Origin of the sequence: Halonotius roseus, from assembly GCF_006861655.1 — an archaeon.
GTDB lineage: Archaea > Halobacteriota > Halobacteria > Halobacteriales > Haloferacaceae > Halonotius > Halonotius roseus.
This window is the reverse complement of the sequence record NZ_SESI01000001.1, coordinates 362,532-382,650: the sequence shown is the minus strand read 5'-3', so window position 1 is coordinate 382,650 and position 20,119 is coordinate 362,532. Positions and strand designations below refer to the sequence as shown.

Sequence of the window (20,119 nt, the reverse complement as noted above, 5' to 3'; positions counted from 1 at the left end):
CATACTGGTCTTGACTGTACGGAGTTGGGGACGCCTCAAAACTATTCTTATCTCGGCCGCCTCCGGTCGACTGTGGTTTGAAATCACACTGTCGGCGTCCGAATCTGGATAGTTGGGGTGGTGTACGCCGGCAGCTGTTCAGTTTTGCGGTGCCAGGGCGATCACGAATCGAGGATCTCCCCGAGTTGCGTGGCGATCCGATCCCCCAACAGCCGCTTCGATCCCTCGACGACCTCGCAGTCGGCGACCGATTCGGCCGCCCGATCGACCAACAGCGCGCGGGTGTCGGCCTCGCCCATCACGGTCGCGTCGTTGGCGACGACGAAGGCGAGGTCGACGCGATCGCGGAGCGCGGTCGCCTGCTCGAAGAGGGCCTCGTCGTCGCCCGTTGTTTCGGCCTTGAAGCCGACCATCGTGAGATCAGGGTGGCCCTGTCGGATCGAGTCGAGTACCTTCGGCGTCGGTTCGAGATCGATGGTACGAGCCTCCCCGGATCGGAGCTTTGCCGAGGCCTCCTGTACCGTGTAGTCGCCGATGGCCGCGGCCGAAACCATCGCGTCGGCGTCCTCGCAGGCGGCGTCGGCCGCGGCCAGCATCTCCGCCGCGCTCTCGATTTCGACGACATCGGCGTACGGAACCCCGGAACCATCGTGGATCAGGGTTACCTCAGCACCGCGGATGTGGCAGGCGCGGGCGACCTCGCGGCCGGTGCGGCCCGACGCGCGGTTGGTCAGCACGCGGATCGGATCGATCGCCTCGCTTGTCGCCCCGCCGGTGACAACGATGTGGCGACCGGCGAGGTCTTGGGTTGTTGTCGCCCGCGCGGTGGCGGTGACGATGGCCTCCTCGGTGGCGATCTTGGCTTTCCCCTCCTCGATTCTGGGATCGACGAACTCGACGCCCCACGATTCCACACGGTCGATGGCGTCGAGGACACCGGGATGGTCGTACATCGGTTCATGCATTGCGGGCGCGATGACGACCGGCACGTCCGCGCCGAGGGCGGTCGTCGCCGCCGTGGTGATGGGCGTGTCGTCGACCGCGCCGGCGATCTTGCCGACCGTGTTGGCGGTCGCGGGCGCGATAAGGAGTACGTCGGCCCAGCCCTCCCGACCACAGAGATCAACGTGTTCGACCCGGCCGGTGATCTCGGTGACAACATCGTGTTCGGTGGCGAATTCCAGCGCCCACGGGTGGATGACGCCGGTCGCGCTCTCGCTCATCAGCGCGCGGACTGACGCGCCCTGTCGGCGGAGTTCGTGGGCGAGTTCGACGGTTTTCACCGCGGCGATACTCCCCGTGACGCCCAGTGCGACGTTGACACCGTCAAGCATTAGATCGATCTGAGGGGTGACGCACGGATAGGCGTTCGGGGTTTGCCTGACTGTCTCCCGCCGCATTGGCAGCTTCGAACAGCCGCGATCAGATGAAAAAGCCCTTGAGCGCGTTGAGAACCGCCCATTTGACCCCCTCAAGGATCTGGCCGTCTTCGCCGGTGATCACGATATCGTCGTTAGCGACCCCGTTCCGGAAGGTGAGTGCGGGGTTGCTCGCGCTGGTGAGCTCTTCGATCGTCGCCCGATCCGTGGTGATCTTTCGTTTTGCAGCCTCGCTGGGGCTGTCGTTGAGTGCCGTAATGCGGTTTTGATCGTTGATGACCATCGAGTAGGTGACGACCGACTCACCGTCTTCGATGTAGATGTTATTCGTGCCGGCAATGGAGACCGGGCCGAGATCGACGCTATCGGCGTTCTCGTTGTAGATCGGCACCATGTTCTCCAAGGATTTGTACAGATCAGCGTCACCGCTGTCCGACTGTGCGACGACACCGCCGGTCGCCGCGCTCACAAGTACTCCGACAACGACCAACACTTGCAGACTCCGTGCGAGGTTCATCACAAATCATATATTGTTTTATAAGTATATAAAATAGATGTATGTGGTCTAAAAACGGCATATAGTGTATTGTTTTGATTTGCTGGATGCACGCGCAATATCCAAGCGATATCTCAAACCGTCGTGTCTCGATCCCGGCGGTGCGGTGAACGTCACCGCGGTAAGCCTGCTGATGCTGCCGGTAACGTCGATATAGGCGTTTGCGTGCGCCTGTGTGGTCGCTGCTTTCGTCGACTGCGATGGCACCATACCGTGTGTAGCGACCATACCGTGTGTAGCGGTTCGAGCACTGTTGTGGTGGTGGTACAGAACTCGGATCCCAGTTGAGGGGGTGTGGGAACCGGACTTTCATAACCGATGCCGACCTACGCCTCTCTCAATGGCGCAGGCCTCCAATCAGGAGCTCACCGATCGGTTCATCCAGTTCTACCGCAACTACTACCGCGATGAGATCGGGCAGCTCGCCCAACAGTATCCCAACGAAAAGCGATCGCTGTACATCGATTACGACGACCTCTACCAGTTCGATTCGGATCTCGCCGAGGACTATCGCTCCCAGCCCGACCAGCTCCAGGAGTACGCCGAGGAAGCCCTCCGACTCTACGATCTCCCGGCGGATGTCAAACTCGGCAACGCCCACGTCCGGCTGCGGAACCTTCCGGACTCGGTCGACATCCGCGGCATCCGCGTCCACGACAACCACATCGGCAAGCTCGTCTCAGTGCAGGGGATCGTCCGCAAAGCGACCGACGTGCGCCCGAAGATCACGGATTCGGCCTTCGAGTGCCAGCGGTGTGGGACGATGAACTACATCCCACAGCAGGACGGCGAGTTTCAGGAGCCCCACGAGTGTCAGGGCTGTGAGCGACAGGGGCCGTTCCGGATCAACTTCGACCAATCGGAGTTTATCGACGCCCAGAAGATCCGCGTCCAGGAGAGCCCCGAAGGCCTGCGCGGCGGCGAGACGCCACAGAGCATCGACATGAACGTCGAAGACGACATCACCGGGAAGGTCACCCCCGGCGATCACGTCACCGCCGTCGGCGTCCTCCACATCGAACAGATGTCGGAGGGCAACGAGAAATCCTCGCTGTTCGATCTCTACATGGACGGTGTCTCGATCACCGTCGAGGACGAGGAGTTTGAGGATATGGACATCGAGCAAGATGACATCGAGACGATCATCACCCTCTCCAACGAGGACGATATCTACGACCAGATGGTCGGCTCGGTCGCGCCGGCGATCTACGGCTACGAGGAGGAGAAGCTGGCGATGATTCTCCAGTTGTTCTCCGGGGTGACGAAGAATCTCCCCGACGGCTCACGGATTCGTGGCGATCTGCATATGCTGCTTATCGGTGACCCGGGTACGGGTAAGTCCCAGATGCTGTCATATATAGAAAATATCGCTCCCCGGTCAGTTTACACCTCGGGGAAGGGCAGCAGTTCGGCGGGGCTGTGTGTCACAGGAGACACGCTTGTACACACGAACGAGGGTTTCAGGCAAATACAAGACCTCGTGACGAGTGAGCTACCCGACCCCGTCAGCGACGAGACGGCTGTCGAGAAGGAGGTGGGGCTCCAGACGTTCGACCGCGAGACGGGTGAGATGAAGAGCGACACGTCATCGCACGCGTGGAGAATGCCGAAAAAGGAGTGTCGACGCCTCGAAACGGCGCACGGGAAAGAACTCGAAGCATCCCGCAGTACGCCCGTCCTGACGTGTGGCTCCGACGGGATGGAGTGGATCGAAATCTCGGCGGTCGAACCCGGCGAGTATGTGGCAGTACCGCGGTACGCAGACCTCGACCGCTCGGAGATCGACGTTCGGGAGTTCTTGGAGTTGACGACCGAGAAGGTACGCCTCGCCGACGAGACGGTTGCGTTCCTCCGCGAGGAGCTGACAGCGGAGTTCGGCTCGTTGCGGGACGCCGCGGCGGCACTCGACCTCTCGGAGAATTTCATCTACCTCCACCTCAAAAACCGCCACGTCCCACTGGACAAACTCGATCGGATGCTGAATGCGGTTGGTGCGACCCGTGAGGACGCCACGATTGAGCGAGCGATGCTCAGACACGGCGACAGCATCACCATTCCGGAGACGTTCGACGAGGATCTCATGTACCTGCTCGGGCTCGTCTTTGGGGATGGGGATATCTCGCTGAACCGCCGCGATGGCAACCGCGGGATGGTTCGGATCTCGAACAGCGACACACAGCTGCTCGAACGCGCCGCCGATATCTTCGAAACCAAGTTCGACAAACGCCCCGATATCGAACGGCAGGCGGACAAAGTGCCCTGTATTCGGGCCAACAGTGCGACGATTGCCCGGCTGTTCGCCAACGCCGGGATGCAGACGCCGAAGGACGGGCTGGCACTCGATCCACGGCTGACCACCGCGGAGCATGCGGATGCGTTCCTCCGCGGCCTCATGGACGCGGATGGCTCCGTCTCGGCACGCAACGACGGCGGGTCGAGCGTTCTCATGTCGACGATCAGTGATGACCTCGCCGAACAGGTGCAGTTGATGTTGGAGACCTACGGCGTCCGGGCACAAACCAGGGAACGCGATCGGCGTGGCACGTACGAACTCGCCAACGGGGGGACAATCGAATCCAAACACGTCCAACACCACATCGAAATCTACGGTGCGGATATCGACCGCTACGCAGGAAACATCGGCTTTGCATCGACGGCAAAAGCCGAGGCACTACAGGAGATCGTCAGCACTGAACGACGCCAGCGCGAAACGATGCCGGTCGGGTCGACACTTGCCCCCGCTGAGGGGTCGGCTGGGGAATACTACATGAACATCCACCGCGGTGACAACCCTGGACGGGCGAGGGCGCGCTCGATGCTGCAGGATATCGATCTCGGCCCCGCCGAACCGCTCGTCCGTGAAGTGGTGAACGCGGAGTTGCGATGGGATGAGGTCGTTGCCGTCGAAAACACGGGCGAGAAGGAGGTGTTCGACCTGACCGTCCCCGAGACACACAACTTCGTTGGCAACGGTCTCGTCACACACAACACCGCCGCCGCTGTGCAAGATGACTTCGGCGACGGCCAGCAGTGGACACTCGAAGCGGGCGCGCTCGTCTTGGCCGACAAGGGGATCGCCGCGGTCGACGAGCTCGACAAGATGGCCAGCGACGACCGCTCGGCGATGCACGAGGCCCTCGAACAGCAGAAGATCAGCATCTCGAAGGCCGGGATCAACGCCACCCTGAAATCCCGCTGTTCCCTCCTGGGTGCGGCCAACCCGAAGTACGGCCGGTTCGACCAGTACGAACCGATCGGCGAGCAGATCGACCTCGAACCCGCCCTGATCTCCAGATTCGATCTCATCTTCACCGTCACCGACCAACCCGACCCCGAACACGACGGCAAGCTGGCCGACCACATCCTGAAAACGAACTACGCCGGGGAGCTCAACACCCAGCGCGACCGGATCGCCACCTCCGAGTTCACCCAACAGCAGGTCGACGACGTGACCGAGGAGGTCGCCCCCGTGATCGACGCCGAGCTCCTACGGAAATACGTCGCCCACGCCAAACGCTCCTGTTTCCCGACGATGACCGACGAGGCGAAGGCGACGATCCGGGAGTTCTACGTCGACCTCCGATCGAAAGGTGCCGACGAGGACGCGCCGATCCCGGTCACCGCCCGAAAACTCGAAGCCCTCGTCCGGCTGGCGGAGGCGAGTGCGCGCGTGCGACTCTCGGATACTGTCGAGGCCGAAGATGCCGAGCGGTCGGTCGATATCGTCCGCTCGTGTCTCCAGGATATCGGTGTCGACCCCGAAACCGGCCAGTTCGACGCCGATGTGGTCGAGACAGGCACCTCAAAGACGCAACGCGATCGGATCAAGAACATCAAGGGGCTGATCACCGATATCGAGGAGGAGTTCGAGGAGGGCGCGCCGATCGAGGAAGTATTAGATCGGGCCGATGAGATCGGGATGGATGCCTCCAAAGCCGAAGATGAGATCGAAAAGCTGCGGCGAAAAGGCGAGGTGTACGAACCGAAGCAGGATCACCTGCGGACAACCTGACGTTGGTCGACCGCTGTCTCGTTTTCCGCGTTACTGCGCGCAACGTTCACGCTGTGTTTCAGCCGCGTCGATGACTGCCCGCAGCGAGGAGTGATCCCGCGTTGGTGCTGCCGACTCCGACAGCCGGTCACGACACAGCTCACAGAGCAGTGACAGCTCATCCGTTGTGAATACCCCGTCGGCTTCGAGTCGGTCAAGGATTCGAGAGACCCGTTCGATACGCACATCGTCGACAGTGGTGCGGTCGACGGCGTCTCGAAGCCAGTGCTCGACGGTTGCGTGGGCGGCCCATGCCTCGGCGTGTGGGAGTTCGAGCCGGCCACAGGGGTCAGTTACGGATGCTGTCATACGGGTGCCTCCATTCGTGAGAAGGAGTACCACGTACAAAAGATTCGGCCCTCAATTATCTCCACTGATATCTGTGGCTTCTTCGGCGTTGAACGCTTCGCCTGTGAGCCGCTTTCGCTGTTGGGCCCGCAAGCCGATTTCGCGGCTCGGCTACACTGTTGGTTCTGAGCGTGGTGCGGTGGGTGGCTGTTCCGTGCAGTACGGCACATCGAAGCGGTCAAGAACGCGAGCGAAGGATTCCGGCGACTGCCCGGCACGGGTCGCGGCCTGCCCGAAGGTGAGTGTTCCACAACGATACAGGGTGAGCGCGATCATCAGGCTGTCTGTGGCCATACACCTCTTACAGAGTGGTTGAATATAAGTCTACTGTGAGAATTAGTACCGCAGTCAAGCTATTAAACTCAGATTACTATTGTTTTGTTTTCTCTAATCGGATAAATTTGGTTGAATGGTCTCCATACTTTTGTTCGATAACGCTGTGGCCTGCAGTTTGGCGTGACGTTCCCTGTCGGCCGCGAAGTCAATGGAGCTAAATCATTCGATACAATAGCTACAGTTATGAACAGACAGCAGATCATCGCCGTCCTCTTTGCGGTCTTGATGGTTGGCTCGATGGTCGCGTGGGGCGCGACGAGTCTGATCTAGCCGTCGCCCCACACATCCGACAGCGGGTGGTCGTCCCGTTGGCCAGCGTCGGCGTCGGCTTGGGACTGACCTCCCGACCCTGTGGAGTCGATGTGTCCACGCGTGACGGCGGACGGCCGATCCCGGCTGTCGGCCGTGGCATCGATCCCGGCGAGTGCAGCCTCGGGATCGAACGCCGGCAGCGTCGGCTCCGAGCAGCGATCGACCTGCTGGCGGAACCACGGCGGCATGTCGGCGGCTGCCCGATCAAAGAGATCCAACAGGCTTGAATCGGCGAGATACGTCGCCCCGTAGTCGTCGGGCGCGCGAACCACGCGCCCGCAGGCCTGAATCACCGTTCGTAACGCCGCCCGGTGGTACCACGCCCACTGGCCGTCTTCGAGGCGGCGAGCGACCCGTGAGTCGTTGGTGTTGAGATAGGGTGCCTTACAGAGCACCTGCCAGCGGGCAAGATCGCCCGCAAGATCAAGGGCCTCCTCCATCTTGACCGCGATGAAGACCTCGGGGTCGTCGCTGGCCTTCCACGCGCCGAGCTCGTCGTCGCGGCTGTCGGTCGTATGAGTGCGAACCCGCGGCCCAACACCAAACTCGGCCAGCCGGTCGGCGAGATCGTCGGCGATGGCATACGAGTGGGCGTGGATCAACCCTTTCTCGTCGGGATGTTCGGCCATCAGTCGAACGAGCAGGCGGGCGAGCTTCGGGAGTGTCTCATCGCGGTGCTCGTAGGTCATCTTCCCCTGTGTCACATCGTACAGCGGGCGGTTCTCGACCGGAAACGTGTGGTCGACATCGACGAGGGCGACACGGTCGGGATTGAGACCGACCCCCCGGCAGAACGCCTCCTTGTTGAGGATCGTCGCCGACAGCAGCGCGAAGGCATCGCCGCGATCCCAGACCGTATGCTGGAGATACCGGGCGGGATCGAGCGGTTTGATCGTGATCGTGGTGCCTTCCCCACCGGCTTGATCGACGACCCATGTCGTCGGGCTCTCGGGATCGCGGTAGTCGTCGACAAACCAGTTGAGATCCGAGATGAGTTCGCCGAGTCGATCCCGGCGGGCGACTTCGTCGGGGGAGAGTTCGGGCTGGGCGGTCAGCTCATCTTTCGCCCGCGAGCAGACACCCGCCAGCGTTTCGGCAAAGCGAACGGTGCGGTCGAGGGGGTCGTCGGCAGCGGCGACAGCTGGCACGCCGACCTCATCCCAGACGGGGACGCGATCGGGTGATAGTTCGATCGTCGCGTACATCTCGGCCCACTCGGCGAGCCCGTGAGCCTCGTCGATGACGACGACATCGCGTTTCCCGAACACGTCCGATCCCGCGGTCTGCATGAAGTATGCCAGCGTCATCGCCGCGTGGGGCTGGGCGGAGGCGATCGATCGGTCGGAGAAGTACGGACAGCGGTGTTTGACCGAGCAGTCGAACCCGGACTCGCGGGCGCAGGGGGCCTGATCGACCGGCGTGTCGTGTTCACCCGGGAGCAAACAGGAATAATTGTTCTTCCCGCGGATGATGTTGAGATCGTCGAGCAGGGAGTCGGCGGCCACATCGTCGAGTTGGGAGACCTGCGGCGTCGTGTAGTAGGCACCCGTTGCCTGCGCCGGCTCGGCGGTCTGTTTCGAGCGCGCACAGCCCATGATCGACCGCGCCAACAACGACTTTCCGCTGCCGGTCGGCGCGCGCACCAGCACCACGTCGTTGTCGGCCTCGAAGGCCGACTGGATGTCCCGGAGGGCCTGTTTCTGTTGGGCCCGGAACTCGGGGGCGGGGAACTCCTCGACGATGCGGGCTGGCTTCACGGCCGTCGGTCGGATTGCCGGGGAGAAAAGCGTAGGGATTGCGGTGGGGGTAATTTAGATGCACGATTGTGTGCGAGACGGAGATGTAGAAAGCCCTCGGCTCTCTCGACTCCCGCGACTCGCTGCGCTCCTCACTCGCTCGGCTCGTTGCGGTGCTTGCGTCGCCGGGGTTCGCCGAGAGAGCCTCGCCCTTTCAGTCTACCAGAAGACTGCGTCTTCTGGTCGCCCGAAAATCTTCGATTTTCGCAGGCCGCCAGGTGTGCGGTTGGCGAATTACTCCTCGTCAGCCGCCGGCAACGCAGCCACGTCGTCGGCAGTGGGGTCGTGGTCGTCGGGCAGTCGGTCAACACAGTCGAGACAGAGGAAGTGCTCGCTGCCGTCGGCGAGTTCGAGGATCATCCCGTCGGTCGGCCCGAAGTCGAAACTCCAGAAATCGCCGATCCCGCCAGCGATCTTGACCTTTGTGTTACAGCCGTCACACCGCCGTGTCGTCATTGGTCGTAGGAGGGTGGCCGGCGGTTTCAGTCCACCGCTCGGCGACGACACGTCGCGTCGCGGCGGCGATGGTCGGTTGGGTGGCGACTGACGGCTTGAACTGTCCGGAGGACAACGCTTAATTCCGGGGCCGAGGAACGATCAGTGACAATGGGCTTATCGCTTGTAGGCATGTCTCTCGCCGCCGGGGTGCTCCAGTTGCCAGCCCTCAGTACGACGGCGATCACCGGCCTCGGGATCGTCGCTATCGTCCTGCTGATCGGCCTCTCGGCGTTCTTCTCGTCCTCCGAGATCGCCTTCTTCTCGCTGCCACAACACCGAATCGAATCGATGGTCGAAGAGGGGATCCCCAACGCCAAGACGGTCAAGGGGCTCAAGGACGACCCTCACCGGCTGTTGGTGACGATCCTCGTCGGCAACAACATCGTCAACATCGCCATGTCCTCGATCGCCACCGCGCTGTTCGGGATCTACCTCTCGCAGGGCCAGGCCGTGGTCGCGGCGACCTTTGGGATCACCGCGGTCGTCCTGCTGTTCGGTGAGAGCGCGCCGAAATCCTACGCCGTCGAAAACACCGAGTCGTGGGCGTTGCGGATCGCGGGCGCGCTCAAGCTCTCAGAGTACGTCCTCTTTCCGCTGATCATCGTCTTCGACCGACTGACCCGCATCGTCAACAAGGCGATGGGCAGCTCCTCGGCGATCGAATCGCCGTACGTCACCCGCGATGAGATCAAGGATATCATCGAAACCGGCGAACGGGAGGGCGTCATCGACGAGGAGGAACGCGAGATGCTCAAACGCATCTTCACCTTTAATTCTACTATCGCCAAGGAGGTGATGACCCCGCGGCTCGACGTGACGGCCGTCTCCCAGGACGCCACCATCGAGGAGGCCATCGAGGCCTGTATCGGCCACGACCACGTCCGTGTGCCCGTCTACGACGGCAACCTCGACAACATCATCGGCGTCGTCAACGTCCGGGATCTGGTGCGGGAACACCAGTACAGCGAGGGCGAAAGCGAGCTGCGGGATATCGTCCAGCCGACGCTGCACGTCCCCGAATCGAAAAACGTCGACGAGCTGCTGGCCGAAATGCAGGAAAACCGCCTCCAGATGGTCGTCGTTCTCGATGAGTTCGGCACCACTGAGGGGATCATCACCCTCGAAGATATGGTCGAGGAGATCGTCGGCGACATCCTCGAAGGCGACGAGCAGGAGCCCTTCGAGCGGCTCGACGACCAGACGACAATCATCCGCGGCGAGGTCAATATCCACGAGGTCAACGAGGTACTCGACATCGATCTCCCGGAAGGCGAGGAGTTCGAAACGCTGGCCGGCTTCGTCTTCAACCGCGCCGGCCGGCTCGTCGAGGAGGGTGAGACCTTCGAGTACGACGGCGTCGTCATCGAGATCGAGGAGGTCGACAGCACGCGCATCCTCAAAGCCCGGCTCACCGTCACCGACGAGTATCCGAAAACCGAGAACGACGACGAACCCGAGTTGACGGAGTAGCCGTTTTGCGGACAGCGTTTGGAGCAACAGCCGAGCGACGAGTTAGAAGACGAGTTGGACAGCGGTGTACACCACGTAGCCGATGACAAACGCCGAGACCAGCGAGCCGACCCACGCCAACACGGTATACAGCATCTTGTCGCGGCTCACCCCGGCGTTGCCGGCGGCCAGCCCGCTGCCGACGATCGCGCTGACAATGATCTCGTTGAATGAAACTGGGATCCCAAAGTAGACGGCGGTCTGGGCGATCGCAAACGACGGGATCAACGCCGCGATCGATCGCCGCGGCCCAAGCGAGGAGTAATCCTGTGAGATCGCCTTGATCATCCGCGGCGCGCCGGTCCAGGAGCCGACCAGGAGCCCAAACCCGCCGCCGACAAGCACAGCCCACAGCGGGATATCGATCCCACTCCCGAGCAGGGGCACCAGCGGCCCGATCGCCAGGCCGACCTGACTCCCACCGGCCGAGAAGGCGACCAGCCCGCCCAAAAACAGCAGGAAGCGTCGCTGGCCGGTCGCCCGATCCCGATTCAGTGCGAGCCACAGCGTTGCCATCGCGGCGAGGGCGACGCCGAGGGTGGCGACGGCGACGCCGGCGGCTGTGGGAAGCCCAGTCGCCGGGCCAAGGGTGCTGGCGATCGACCCCTGTTCGCCCGGCGGGCCGAGAAAGGTAAACCCGATGTTGGCGATCAGCGCGCCGACGAGCCCACCAAGCGCGGCGATCAGCCGATCCTCATCGAAGCGATCCCCGCGGATGAGCCGAGCGATCCCGTAGGCGATCCCGCCACCAACAAACGGTGTCAGCGTCCACAGCGTGAGGATCTCCGCGTACTTCGGCCAGGCGGGCCCACCGCCCATCGCCAGCCCGACGCCGACGACCGCGCCGGTGACGGTAAAGGCGGTGGCGATCGGATACCCCGCAAAGACGCCGAGAGCAACGAGGACGGCTGCGGTCAGCAGGCCGACGATCGCCGCGCCGGCGGTCAGCGGCTCGCCGACGATGAGCTCACTGCCGACGGCCTCGGTGACGTTGGCTCCCTGGAGTACCGCCCCGGAGAAGCCCAGGACGCCGACGATGAGGCCGGCCCGGAGCACGGAGATGGCGTTCGCGCCGACCGCGGGGGCAAACGGCGTCGACCCCGAGGAGCCCGCGCCGATCGCCCACGCCATAAAGAGGCTGGCCGCCGCGGCGATCCCGAAGGTGACCAGCGTTTCGACACCGATCATAGTGTGTTCCGGTGGTTGGTGTCGACCACGTTACTCCCGCCGTTGGCCATCACGATACCCTTCTCGGAGCCCGAGGACGGTACGCCGCATGAGAAGATACCCAAAGAAGACGAACAATAACAGCACCACAAGAATCCCGATGAGGACAGGATCCGTGAGGAGCTCACCAACAGTCATAGTTGCCTCACCGCCGGCACGCCGCAAAGACGTTTCGGTCAGCGGTTATCTGGAGACGCTGAACTCCTCGATCACGTAGTTGTTGGGTGTGACGAGCCGCCCAGCAAGCCCGTCGTCGCTCGGCTCCAGTTCGGCGTGGGCTTTCCGATAGCCGCGGGGTTGGGCGTGGCTGCCCGGGTTGATGAGGGGGAGCTCGCCACTCGTGTCGACCTCGGGGTTGTGGCTGTGGCCGTAGATCACGGCGTCGGCGTCGCGTTCCCGGCCGAACAGCGTCAGCTCCGTCGGGCCGCCGCTGACGCGGTGAGTAACCGCAAACCGGAACCCCTTGTAGTCGACCGTCCGGGCCTCCGGGAGCCGATCGCGGATCTCGCTGTCGTCGTTGTTGCCGTAGACACCCCGAACTGTCCGGGCTTCATCCTCGAAGGCATCGAGCACCGACGCCCGCATGAAATCCCCGGCATGAATAACAAGATCGGCCTCCCGGACAGCCTGCAGCGTCCGGCCCGTCAGCTCGTGGCCCCGGACACTGTGGGTGTCAGAAACGACAGTTAGCATACCTCTTACTCAGCTATGCAGTGGGGAAAAACTACCGCTGTCGGCGAATCCGTCCTCCCGGAGCGACGGGATATCGCTGCTATCAGCCTACCGGAGCGACGGCAGATCGCCGCTTGCCTGATCACCGATCAGCGTCGTCGACTCCCCGCGGCTCTGGATGATGTTGAACGCGGTCATCAGGTCGGTTTTCGATACGATGCCGACGAGGTTCTCGCCCTCGTCGACGACGGGGAGCCGGCCGACGCCGTGTTCCTGCATCGCCTGTAACGCGGTGAAGGCGTCGGCCTGCGGCGAGATGGCCGTGATATCGCGTTCCATCACATCGCCGACGGTGTAGGCGTCGCGTTCGACCTCCTTGATCGAGCGGGCGTGATCCAGCGTGACCATCCCGATCAGCTCCCCGCCGCTGTCGACAACCGGGTAGCCGGTGTGGCGTTCGGTCAACATCCGGTTTAGCAGGTCGGTGATCGTTGTCTCGGGGTCGACAACGAGCAGATCCTCACCGGGCGTCATGATGTCGCCGACGGTGACACCCTCGAAGGCGGCTTTCAGCGTCGACTGCTGGGCCTCGCCGGAGGCGGCGATGTAGATAAAGAATGCCAGCAGGATCAACAGCGGGCTGAACGCAAACAGCCCCAGCAGGCCGAGGGCGAACGCGAAGGTTTTGCCGACCTCGGAGGCGAGTTGGGTCGCCCGTGCGTGGGGTCGGTTGCGGGCCAGCAGCGCGCGGAGCACCCGGCCGCCATCCATCGGGAACCCCGGCAGCATGTTGAAGAGGGCGAGCCCGACGTTCATCACAGCGAGATAGCCGAGGACGAACCGGATCGGATCGAGACCGCCCGGTACGACCAGAAAGGCGAGATAGGAGAGGCCGCCGACGCCGACGCTGACAAGCGGGCCGGCGATAGCGATATTGAACTCCTCCTGCCAGGCTTCGGGGATCTCCTTGAAGCTGGCGACGCCGCCGAGCAACCACAGCGTGATCGATTCGATCTCCACGTCGTAGCGCATCGCCACCAGCGAGTGGCCGAACTCGTGGAGCAACACGCCACCAAACAGCCCGACTGCGGCGGCGATCCCGAGCAGCCACGGGGTTATGCCGGCTGTGAGCGTCTCGACGGCGAGGTTGCCGCCGAGAACACCGTTGATAAGATCGGTTAGTCGGTCGATATCCGAGCCGATAATCCACGCAAAGATCGGGAGGATCAGCAGGAATGTCCAGTTGAGTTGAACAGGGATACCAAATACCCGTCCGAGACGAAGCCCTCGCATACCAGCTGTTCGCCACGAGCAGGTATTAACCTGGCTTTCCGGGTGGTGGCGGCAGGCGTGGCCGCGGCGAGGGAACCGACAGCACGGCGTCGCCGAAAGCCGAACCCCTGATATACTCCGATAGTCTACCGGAGGGCGTGTCCACGCAGGCCTCGGCTGTCGAGACGCTGTTCCTGCATGAGCGCGGCGACAGCTACCGCGTCGTCGCTATCCGGGACGGCCAGCGCGTTTTCCACGGCACGCTCGATACGAAGGAGACGAGCGCCGGCCCGCGACCGGGGCGGTTCCGCACGAAGGACGGAACCACCGAGGAGCCGCGAAACCCAGATGAGTTCGTCGAACTCGCCCGCCAAGCGGGCCGCATCCGCATCTCCCAACAGACCTCGACGGCTGGACGGGAGGAGCTTCAGGCACTGCTCGATGGCTATCAGCTATCGGCGAAAACGGTTCGCACCTGCCGGTACTGCGCCAACGACGGCGCGTACTCGCCGATCACCGAGGAGACGGCGATCAAAACCGACCGCGAGCATATCTGTCCAGACTGTGCCCGCGAGGAGTTAGAGCGGGAACTCGCCTACAAGGGCCAGTTTACCGGGCAGGCCCAACAGCGGCTTGAGGATCTCCTGCTCGAAGTCCAAGATCTCGACCGGATCGTCAACCTGCTTTCGGGTGATCTCGACCCCGACCTCACGAAGTTCGATACGATCAGCGCGACCGTCGACGATGTCGACCCGGTGCAGACGGCCGATCTCGGTCTCCACCCGCAGTTGCAGTCGATGATCGAATCCCGGTTCGATGAGTTGCTGCCAGTTCAGAGTCTTTCGGTGCGCAACGGCCTCTTTGATGGCGACGACCAGCTTGTCGTCAGCGCGACCGCAACAGGCAAAACACTGATCGGCGAGCTGGCGGGTGTCAACCGCGCACTGGAAGGCAAGGGCAAGATGCTGTTTCTCGTCCCGCTTGTTGCCCTCGCAAATCAGAAACACGAGGATTTCCGGGATCGGTACGGCGATCTCGGGCTGGATGTGACGATCCGCGTCGGCGCGAGCCGGATCAACGACGACGGGACGCGGTTCGATCCGGGGGCGGACGTGATCGTCGGCACCTACGAGGGGATCGATCACGCGTTGCGAACAGGCAAGGATCTCGGCGACATCGGCACCGTCGTCATCGACGAGGTGCATACGCTCAAAGAGCCCGAGCGCGGCCACCGGCTTGACGGCCTCATCTCACGACTCAAATACTACTGTGCGGAGCGCGCCGACACGAGAAGCGAGTACGGCGGCGCGCAGTGGCTTTACCTCTCGGCGACCGTCGGCAACCCCGAATGGCTGGCCGGACAGCTCGGCGCGACGCTCATCGAGTTCGAGGAGCGACCCGTCCCCATCGAGCGACACGTCACCTTCGCCGACGAACGCGAGAAGCTGCGACTGGAGGATAAGCTCGTCAAACGCGCCTTCGATCAGAAATCCTCGAAGGGCTACCGCGGCCAGACGATCATCTTTACCAACTCGCGGCGACGCTGTCACTCGATCAGCCGGAAACTGGGCTACGACTCTGCACCGTATCACGCCGGCCTCGATTACAAGAAGCGCAAACAGGTCGAAAGCAAATTCCTCGATCAGGAACTCTCGGCGGTCGTCACCACCGCCGCGCTGGCTGCTGGTGTCGACTTCCCGGCCTCGCAGGTCATTTTTGATTCGCTGGCGATGGGGATCGAATGGCTCTCAGTACAGGAGTTCAGCCAGATGCTTGGCCGCGCGGGGCGGCCCGACTACCACGACAAGGGGACGGTCTACATGCTGATCGAGCCCGACTGCACCTACCACAACTCGATGGAGATGACCGAAGACGAGGTCGCGTTCAAGCTTTTGAAGGGCGAGATGGAGGACGTACGAAACGTCTACGATCAGGCTGCTGCCGTTGAGGAGACTCTTGCCAACATCACCGTCGCCGGTGAGTCGGCCAAGCGGCTCAACGACCGCATGCTCGGTGAGATCGACACCCAGCGAGCGGTCGGCAAGCTGCTGGAGTGGGAGTTTATCGACGGCCTCGAACCGACGCCGATGGGCCGGGCGGTCACCCGGCATTTCCTCTCGCCGGACGATGCCTTCCGGCTGCTCGATGGGATCCGCAATGGGTTGTCGCCGTACGAGATCGTCGCCGAACAGGAGCTGGCCGACGAAGAGCTGTAGTTGGCCGAGCTGAGCTGTAGCTGGCCGACGAGGAGTTGTAGCTGGCCGAGCGGAGCTAGTGGTCACCGAGCAACTGTCACATGTGATCGCCTGTCAGTGAAACAGGCGTCGAACCGATAGTGACGATTTTACGCCTCGCGGTCAACCTCCGCGGTATGTTGCGTAATCCGCTCGTCCGTTGGGGTATCGGTCTCTGGGGAGCTGCGATCGTCGCCGGCGTCGCCTACTTTTATTTGAGTGGCACCGTCCAACTCGTCGCCTACGGGATCGCCGCGCTGGATGCGATCGTGACGCCGTTGATCCTGAAACAGTCCGTCAAGGAGTAGCGACCAGCGACCGAACGGCTTTCGGGCTGGCCGGCAAGCCACAGGTATGGCTGCTGACCTCGACGAAAAGACGGATCGCTACGAGCGGATGTTGGCCGACGCCTTGGCCGCGGCGACGATACAACCGCCAGCCGACACACCACTCGGTGAGGCTGCCGCCGAGTGTCGGGAGATGGCAGCGTCGTATCTGGCGGACGGCCGTCACTTCCGAGCGGATGACGACCCCGTGAACGCCCTGGCGGCGTTTTCCTACGGCTACGGCTGGCTGGACTGTGGTGTCCGGATGGGGCTGTTTTCGGTGCCCGACGACACCGAGCTGTTCACGATGTAGTGCTGCCGGCAGGCTACTACTCGTTGACCGATTCCAGCTGTTCGGTGACGACGATCTCGCCGCGGGAGGTGAGATAGAGCACGCCCTCCTCCTCCGTGACCAACTCCTTTTCGAGGAGGTTTTCGCCGACCGTCCGTGCGTCGGTGTCGTTGTCGGTGACGATCCCCTCAAGCGACGCGCTGCCGCCGGCACTGTACAGCGAAATAAGGGCCTGGGTTTCGGTGTCGTTGACCTCTGTCTCCCGCACGTCGTTGATCACCTTGCTGTAGTTGAGCCGGACAAACTGACTCAGGAAGGTGAGCTTCCGCTTGCTGAGCAGCGAGATGTAGGTCGTCAGTGTCGTGTTGCCGGCGGCGTGATCCAAGATCAGCGTCGGCCGGGCGCGATCCATCAGCTCCCGCTGTTCGTGCTCGAAGCCGATGACCGCCTCAACGTTGATTCGGGCGGTCTTGTCGTCCAACGAGAGCTCGATCGCCGATTCGGAGAGGTCCAACAGCATCTTTCGTGGCGGCACATCGGTGACCCGGCCGCCGCGTTTGGCGGGGTGTTGGGCGATCACGGTCTGTTTACCGATCAGGAGCTTGAACAGCAGCGTCCGGAACTTGGCGATGGTATCCGGGCTGCCGCCGATGATCGCCCGCCGTCGGTTCCCGTTTCGCTCGTAGGCGACGGCGATCGCCTCCTCAAAAAACTGTGAGACGCTGTCGGCGACCGAGCCGGGGTTTGTGCTGACGATCTTCGAGAGAAAGATGCTCTCCTTGCTGTCGCCCGTGACAAGCACTAACTGTTCGTGGTTAAGAAGTACTCTCCCTTTGACAGGTTTGAGCTGGTCGATATCTTCGGTGAGGAGCTTTCCGGTGAAATCAGCGACGACCTCCTCACTCATGACGTACTCATTACTCAAACATGGTATTGTATATTTCGGATCAGTTGGGGATGGATTTAGCGCGGTTGCGGACAGTGTTGCTCCTACCGGCACCGGGTGGCTGTCGTGTTCCTCTCAGAACCGGTCGAAATCCGTGTTGCTACCGTTTGTAGGCCGCCCGGAGGAAGGCGAGGGCCGCGCCGAACATGGCGAGATTCCCGAAAAAGGCCAGCCGCTCGCCGCTTTTGTCGTCGGGATCGGCGTTCCAGAAATCGTGCATCGTCGGTGTCACCACCGCCAGAAACGTTGCCACCGCACCGGTCGCCAGCCGCGGGAACCGCCAGAGTGCTGTTCCCAGCCCGCCAACGACCATCATGCCGGAGGCAAACGGGGCCGCGATCTCTGGCAGTGGCACGTCGGCGGAGTCGGCGTACTCGATCGTCTCGTCCATCTCCCGGAAATCTTCGGTCGCTTGCAGTGCGACGCCGAGGCCGAACAACACGCGTCCCAGCGTCGAGAGGGTGTCAGTGGTATCGGATCCCATGATGTCGTCTATCGGCGTGGTAGACGCCACGGGAATATAAACGCCAAGGTCTCTCAGACCGCGTGATATTGTCCATGGTTGATTAACACGGTCTCAAACGCGAAAAATAGCCTGTTTCTGTTGTGAATATCCAGCAAGCTAGTTGAAATAAAACTAAAACCACCCAAACGAGTACCGTTTGAACAGAACCGAAAAGAGGTATATGTGTGACGGTATACCATACAGATGCCCATACCGACGCTATGAGACACGATTACGACCTCCCGCCCGACTGGGCGGCCATGACCGACGAGGAACGATCCCGCTGGATGACCCAAGAACGCTGTCGGCGACAGGCCCGACGACAGCAGACCCCTGTGGCGGCCGCGCTGGACGCCGAATCCGAACGGGTCGAGCGCAAGCTGGCAGCCCGCGGCTACGCACCGGTGAAAAAACAGCGGTAGCGCGCCGACCTACCGGCTTCGACGCGCTCTGTTTTTTGTAGCACTCCCACGAAATCTGTACTGGCTGCTCCGTGTCGACCGCCCTTGGGTCTCCTGATTATTACAGCTGATATTCTGCGCCGAATGTATTTATATCTCCTCGCACCACACAAAGATGTCGCTACTCACAGAAGGCGACACCCCCTGAATAGGTGTGGAAGTCTCCCCCGACTTCCGAGTCTTCGAGAGCGCGCGACATTGACCCCCTCGAACCCTGCTACACCACTGGCATGGTGCAGCACTGTATCCCAATTTTCGCGGCACTACCGATCACAGCACCAGCAGTAGCATCGGTGTAATTAATTACGACACGGCGTGAACGTTCGCTATACTGGAGCCCACTATGTCACCTACGTGGACTACCGATCAGATGCCGGATTGTCGTGATCGCACCGTCGTTATCACCGGAGCCAACAGTGGGCTTGGCTACGAAGCGACGAAAGCGTTCGCCGCCAAGGGTGCGACCGTGATCATGGCCTGTCGCAGCCTCGACCGCGGTCGACAGGCTGCCACCGAGATCAAGACCACGGTCGGCGAGACCGGCGCGACACTGAACGTCCGGGAGTGCGATCTTGCATCGTTGGATTCGATCGCCGCCTTCGCCAACGGCGTCGCCGACGACTACGACACGCTGGATATCCTCTGTAACAACGCTGGCGTGATGGCGATCCCCCGACAGGAAACCGAGGATGGGTTCGAAACACAGCTCGGCGTGAATCATCTCGGCCATTTCGCACTCACAGGACAGCTCTTAGACCTCCTGCTCGACAGCGACAGCGAAAGCCGGATCGTCACCCACTCCAGCGGCGCGCACACGATCGGCTCGCTGAACTTCGAGGATCTACACCGCGAGCAGTCCTACGACAAGTGGGAGGCCTACGGCCAGAGCAAACTCGCCAATCTGTTGTTTGCCTACGAGCTGCAGCGGCGGTTTGACGCCCATGGGATCACCGGGACGCTGAGTGTCGCCTGCCATCCCGGCTACGCCGCAACCAATCTCCAATACCGGGGGCCCCAACAACAGGGTTCGATGCTCCGGTTGGCGATGATGAAGATCGCTAATGCGATCGTCGGCCAGTCGCCCGCAGACGGGGTGTTGCCGCTGTTGTACGCGGCAACAGCCGACGATGTTGCGGGTGGCGACTACTACGGGCCTGGCGGCTTCAAGAACCTGCGGGGATCCCCAACAAAGCAGTCCTCCAGCGACGCTTCATACGATGAGGACGCCGCTCGGAGATTGTGGGAACGAAGCGAGGCGGCGACCGGGGTCACGTACAACTACTGGCACTGGTGACTGCCCACTCGTCGTCTGCCGACCGCTGGTGCCCCAGATCGTGTCGAGAAGAGACTCGCCGTTGTAGTGTGAGTCTGAGACGTATAGCAGGACGTATATTTGAAC

The 20,119-nt window shown here is 62.1% G+C and carries 20 protein-coding genes; 8 read left to right on the top strand and 12 right to left on the bottom strand.

Going from position 1 to position 20,119, the window contains the following annotated elements; translation table 11 throughout:
* Positions 1 to 161: 161 nt before the first annotated feature.
* The gene (gene coaBC, locus EWF95_RS02075; RefSeq protein ID WP_142442379.1) at positions 162 to 1,334 is read right to left on the bottom strand and encodes a bifunctional phosphopantothenoylcysteine decarboxylase/phosphopantothenate--cysteine ligase CoaBC; all 1,173 of its coding nucleotides are present in this window, start codon (positions 1,332 to 1,334) and stop codon (positions 162 to 164) included.
* An 88-nt stretch (positions 1,335 to 1,422) separates the two neighbouring features.
* Positions 1,423 to 1,896: a hypothetical protein gene (locus EWF95_RS02070; RefSeq protein WP_142442377.1), complete on the bottom strand. Its 474-nt coding sequence runs from the start codon at positions 1,894 to 1,896 to the stop codon at positions 1,423 to 1,425.
* A gap of 379 nt (positions 1,897 to 2,275) precedes the next feature.
* Here EWF95_RS02070 and EWF95_RS02065 point away from each other — a divergent pair, with 379 nt between their 5' ends.
* Positions 2,276 to 5,947: an LAGLIDADG family homing endonuclease gene (locus EWF95_RS02065; RefSeq protein WP_142442375.1), complete on the top strand. Its 3,672-nt coding sequence runs from the start codon at positions 2,276 to 2,278 to the stop codon at positions 5,945 to 5,947.
* 30 nt (positions 5,948 to 5,977) lie between these two features.
* Here EWF95_RS02065 and EWF95_RS02060 read toward each other — a convergent pair whose 3' ends face one another.
* Positions 5,978 to 6,295, bottom strand: coding sequence for a DUF7853 family protein (locus tag EWF95_RS02060; protein ID WP_142442374.1), 318 nt, complete (start codon positions 6,293 to 6,295; stop codon positions 5,978 to 5,980).
* A gap of 150 nt (positions 6,296 to 6,445) precedes the next feature.
* Positions 6,446 to 6,628, bottom strand: a complete 183-nt coding sequence (locus tag EWF95_RS02055; RefSeq protein ID WP_142442372.1) for a hypothetical protein — start codon at positions 6,626 to 6,628, stop codon at positions 6,446 to 6,448.
* A gap of 225 nt (positions 6,629 to 6,853) precedes the next feature.
* Here EWF95_RS02055 and EWF95_RS13885 point away from each other — a divergent pair, with 225 nt between their 5' ends.
* On the top strand, positions 6,854 to 6,940 hold the full coding sequence (locus EWF95_RS13885) for a surface glycoprotein (RefSeq protein WP_394348579.1): 87 nt from the start codon (positions 6,854 to 6,856) through the stop codon (positions 6,938 to 6,940).
* On the opposite strand, the gene EWF95_RS02045 is transcribed toward EWF95_RS13885, so the two are convergent.
* Both EWF95_RS02045 and EWF95_RS02040 read right to left on the bottom strand, forming a co-directional pair.
* Complete coding sequence (locus EWF95_RS02045) at positions 6,937 to 8,739, bottom strand: helicase C-terminal domain-containing protein (RefSeq protein WP_142442369.1); 1,803 nt, start codon at positions 8,737 to 8,739, stop codon at positions 6,937 to 6,939. The two genes, EWF95_RS13885 and EWF95_RS02045, sit on opposite strands and share 4 nt — an antisense overlap.
* Before the next feature lie 273 nt (positions 8,740 to 9,012).
* Complete coding sequence (locus EWF95_RS02040; protein ID WP_142442367.1) at positions 9,013 to 9,234, bottom strand: DUF7561 family protein; 222 nt, start codon at positions 9,232 to 9,234, stop codon at positions 9,013 to 9,015.
* Between the two features lie 150 nt (positions 9,235 to 9,384).
* On the opposite strand from EWF95_RS02040, the gene EWF95_RS02035 reads away from it, so the two are divergent.
* Positions 9,385 to 10,746, top strand: coding sequence for a hemolysin family protein (locus EWF95_RS02035; RefSeq protein WP_142442365.1), 1,362 nt, complete (start codon positions 9,385 to 9,387; stop codon positions 10,744 to 10,746).
* A gap of 42 nt (positions 10,747 to 10,788) precedes the next feature.
* Here EWF95_RS02035 and EWF95_RS02030 read toward each other — a convergent pair whose 3' ends face one another.
* From EWF95_RS02030 to EWF95_RS02020, 4 genes are all read right to left on the bottom strand, one after another.
* Positions 10,789 to 11,973 (bottom strand): inorganic phosphate transporter, encoded by a 1,185-nt coding sequence (locus EWF95_RS02030; RefSeq protein WP_185911670.1) that lies wholly within the window; start codon positions 11,971 to 11,973, stop codon positions 10,789 to 10,791.
* A gap of 30 nt (positions 11,974 to 12,003) precedes the next feature.
* Positions 12,004 to 12,150: a DUF7859 family protein gene (locus tag EWF95_RS13415; protein ID WP_185911669.1), complete on the bottom strand. Its 147-nt coding sequence runs from the start codon at positions 12,148 to 12,150 to the stop codon at positions 12,004 to 12,006.
* Between the two features lie 45 nt (positions 12,151 to 12,195).
* A complete protein-coding gene (locus tag EWF95_RS02025; RefSeq protein WP_142442364.1) occupies positions 12,196 to 12,705 on the bottom strand; it encodes a metallophosphoesterase in 510 nt (169 codons plus the stop codon).
* 87 nt (positions 12,706 to 12,792) lie between these two features.
* Positions 12,793 to 13,977: a CBS domain-containing protein gene (locus tag EWF95_RS02020; protein ID WP_142442362.1), complete on the bottom strand. Its 1,185-nt coding sequence runs from the start codon at positions 13,975 to 13,977 to the stop codon at positions 12,793 to 12,795.
* 137 nt (positions 13,978 to 14,114) lie between these two features.
* Here EWF95_RS02020 and EWF95_RS02015 point away from each other — a divergent pair, with 137 nt between their 5' ends.
* The 3 genes from EWF95_RS02015 to EWF95_RS02010 all read left to right on the top strand — a co-directional run bounded on the left by EWF95_RS02015 (position 14,115) and on the right by EWF95_RS02010 (position 16,829).
* The gene (locus EWF95_RS02015) at positions 14,115 to 16,172 is read left to right on the top strand and encodes a DEAD/DEAH box helicase (RefSeq protein WP_142442361.1); all 2,058 of its coding nucleotides are present in this window, start codon (positions 14,115 to 14,117) and stop codon (positions 16,170 to 16,172) included.
* A gap of 155 nt (positions 16,173 to 16,327) precedes the next feature.
* A complete protein-coding gene (locus tag EWF95_RS13410; RefSeq protein ID WP_185911668.1) occupies positions 16,328 to 16,498 on the top strand; it encodes a hypothetical protein in 171 nt (56 codons plus the stop codon).
* 46 nt (positions 16,499 to 16,544) lie between these two features.
* Positions 16,545 to 16,829 (top strand): DUF357 domain-containing protein, encoded by a 285-nt coding sequence (locus EWF95_RS02010; protein WP_142442359.1) that lies wholly within the window; start codon positions 16,545 to 16,547, stop codon positions 16,827 to 16,829.
* Positions 16,830 to 16,845: 16 nt separating this feature from the next.
* Here the strand turns inward: EWF95_RS02010 and EWF95_RS02005 are convergent, their stop codons facing one another.
* Together EWF95_RS02005 and EWF95_RS02000 are read right to left on the bottom strand one after the other, a co-directional pair.
* Complete coding sequence (locus tag EWF95_RS02005; RefSeq protein WP_142442357.1) at positions 16,846 to 17,715, bottom strand: CheF family chemotaxis protein; 870 nt, start codon at positions 17,713 to 17,715, stop codon at positions 16,846 to 16,848.
* A gap of 139 nt (positions 17,716 to 17,854) precedes the next feature.
* The gene (locus EWF95_RS02000; RefSeq protein ID WP_142442355.1) at positions 17,855 to 18,238 is read right to left on the bottom strand and encodes a DoxX family protein; all 384 of its coding nucleotides are present in this window, start codon (positions 18,236 to 18,238) and stop codon (positions 17,855 to 17,857) included.
* Positions 18,239 to 18,480: 242 nt separating this feature from the next.
* Here EWF95_RS02000 and EWF95_RS01995 point away from each other — a divergent pair, with 242 nt between their 5' ends.
* Positions 18,481 to 18,681, top strand: coding sequence for a hypothetical protein (locus EWF95_RS01995; RefSeq protein WP_142442354.1), 201 nt, complete (start codon positions 18,481 to 18,483; stop codon positions 18,679 to 18,681).
* 382 nt (positions 18,682 to 19,063) lie between these two features.
* Positions 19,064 to 20,014, top strand: a complete 951-nt coding sequence (locus EWF95_RS01990; protein ID WP_142442352.1) for an oxidoreductase — start codon at positions 19,064 to 19,066, stop codon at positions 20,012 to 20,014.
* Positions 20,015 to 20,119 lie beyond the last annotated feature (105 nt).

Bases quoted from the DNA above. Each gene is read 5' to 3' on its own strand.
- coaBC (WP_142442379.1), bottom strand. From the start codon at position 1,334: ATGCTTGACGGTGTCAACGTCGCACTGGGCGTCACGGGGAGTATCGCC.
- EWF95_RS02070 (WP_142442377.1), bottom strand. From the start codon at position 1,896: ATGAACCTCGCACGGAGTCTGCAAGTGTTGGTCGTTGTCGGAGTACTT.
- EWF95_RS02065 (WP_142442375.1), top strand. From the start codon at position 2,276: ATGGCGCAGGCCTCCAATCAGGAGCTCACCGATCGGTTCATCCAGTTC.
- EWF95_RS02060 (WP_142442374.1), bottom strand. From the start codon at position 6,295: ATGACAGCATCCGTAACTGACCCCTGTGGCCGGCTCGAACTCCCACAC.
- EWF95_RS02055 (WP_142442372.1), bottom strand. From the start codon at position 6,628: ATGGCCACAGACAGCCTGATGATCGCGCTCACCCTGTATCGTTGTGGA.
- EWF95_RS13885 (WP_394348579.1), top strand. From the start codon at position 6,854: ATGAACAGACAGCAGATCATCGCCGTCCTCTTTGCGGTCTTGATGGTT.
- EWF95_RS02040 (WP_142442367.1), bottom strand. From the start codon at position 9,234: ATGACGACACGGCGGTGTGACGGCTGTAACACAAAGGTCAAGATCGCT.
- EWF95_RS02035 (WP_142442365.1), top strand. From the start codon at position 9,385: ATGGGCTTATCGCTTGTAGGCATGTCTCTCGCCGCCGGGGTGCTCCAG.
- EWF95_RS02030 (WP_185911670.1), bottom strand. From the start codon at position 11,973: ATGATCGGTGTCGAAACGCTGGTCACCTTCGGGATCGCCGCGGCGGCC.
- EWF95_RS13415 (WP_185911669.1), bottom strand. From the start codon at position 12,150: ATGACTGTTGGTGAGCTCCTCACGGATCCTGTCCTCATCGGGATTCTT.
- EWF95_RS02025 (WP_142442364.1), bottom strand. From the start codon at position 12,705: ATGCTAACTGTCGTTTCTGACACCCACAGTGTCCGGGGCCACGAGCTG.
- EWF95_RS02020 (WP_142442362.1), bottom strand. From the start codon at position 13,977: ATGCGAGGGCTTCGTCTCGGACGGGTATTTGGTATCCCTGTTCAACTC.
- EWF95_RS13410 (WP_185911668.1), top strand. From the start codon at position 16,328: ATGTTGCGTAATCCGCTCGTCCGTTGGGGTATCGGTCTCTGGGGAGCT.
- EWF95_RS02010 (WP_142442359.1), top strand. From the start codon at position 16,545: ATGGCTGCTGACCTCGACGAAAAGACGGATCGCTACGAGCGGATGTTG.
- EWF95_RS02005 (WP_142442357.1), bottom strand. From the start codon at position 17,715: ATGAGTGAGGAGGTCGTCGCTGATTTCACCGGAAAGCTCCTCACCGAA.
- EWF95_RS02000 (WP_142442355.1), bottom strand. From the start codon at position 18,238: ATGGGATCCGATACCACTGACACCCTCTCGACGCTGGGACGCGTGTTG.
- EWF95_RS01995 (WP_142442354.1), top strand. From the start codon at position 18,481: ATGAGACACGATTACGACCTCCCGCCCGACTGGGCGGCCATGACCGAC.
- EWF95_RS01990 (WP_142442352.1), top strand. From the start codon at position 19,064: ATGTCACCTACGTGGACTACCGATCAGATGCCGGATTGTCGTGATCGC.